The 598-nt window shown below is 73.6% G+C and carries 1 protein-coding gene; it reads left to right on the forward strand.

Annotation, left to right across the window (positions count from 1 at the left end; all coding sequences use genetic code 11):
* On the forward strand, window positions 1-598 hold a 598-nt coding region (locus tag L6Q96_23425; protein ID MCK6557499.1), incomplete at both ends, for a sigma-54 factor interaction domain-containing protein.

Here is a 598-nt window from a genome sequence, read left to right on the forward strand (position 1 = left end):
CGGGCGCGGGCCCGGGGGGCGGGAGCCGGGCGCGGATGGCGGGGACCGGGTGTCCGTCGTTTCACGGGATGGTGGGGCAGAGTGCCGCGATGCGGGCGCTGTTCGAGCGCATCGAGCGGGTGGCGCCGCTCGACGTCCCGGTCCTGATCCTCGGCGAGACGGGCACGGGCAAGGAGCTGGTGGCCCGGGCGATCCAGCGCCTGAGCCGGCGGGCGGGCCGGCCGTTCGAGACGATCAACTGCGGAGCGCTGACGCGGGAGCTGCTGCCGAGCGAGCTGTTCGGGCACGAGCGCGGGGCGTTCACGGGAGCGGTGCAGTGGAAGACCGGGCTGCTGGCGGCGGCTGACGGCGGCACGGTGTTCCTGGACGAGATCGGCGAGTTGCCGGCCGACGCCCAGGCGATGCTGCTACGGTTCCTGCAGGACGGCGAGATTCGGCCGGTGGGCTCGACCAGGACGACGCGCGTCGATGTCCGACTGATCGCCGCGACGCATCGTGACCTGGAGGCCGAGATCGAGCGGGGTGCCTTCCGCGACGATCTCTACTACCGCCTCCGCCGCGTGGTGCTCGAGGTGCCGCCCCTGCGACTGCGCCGGGA

The sequence above is a fragment of the Candidatus Binatia bacterium genome (assembly GCA_023150935.1).
Lineage (GTDB): Bacteria > Desulfobacterota > Binatia > HRBIN30 > HRBIN30 > JAKLJW01.